This window comes from Duganella qianjiadongensis (assembly GCF_009857915.1).
Taxonomy (GTDB): domain Bacteria; phylum Pseudomonadota; class Gammaproteobacteria; order Burkholderiales; family Burkholderiaceae_D; genus Rugamonas; species Rugamonas qianjiadongensis.
The window spans coordinates 1-274 of sequence record NZ_WWCM01000090.1 but is presented as its reverse complement, the minus strand read 5'-3'; the positions used below and the strand labels follow the sequence as shown (position 1 = coordinate 274).

1 rRNA gene is annotated in these 274 nt (G+C 54.7%); it reads left to right on the top strand.

The features are described 5' to 3' along the window. Nucleotides 1-274, top strand: a 16S ribosomal RNA gene (locus GTP27_RS23410); the annotation flags it as partial.

The window sequence follows — 274 nt, the reverse complement described above, 5'->3', positions numbered from 1 at the left end:
ACGGCAGCACGGAGCTTGCTCTGGTGGCGAGTGGCGAACGGGTGAGTAATATATCGGAACGTACCCAAGAGTGGGGGATAACGTAGCGAAAGTTACGCTAATACCGCATACGATCTAAGGATGAAAGCAGGGGACCGCAAGGCCTTGTGCTCCTGGAGCGGCCGATATCTGATTAGCTAGTTGGTGAGGTAAAGGCTCACCAAGGCATCGATCAGTAGCTGGTCTGAGAGGACGACCAGCCACACTGGAACTGAGACACGGTCCAGACTCCTAC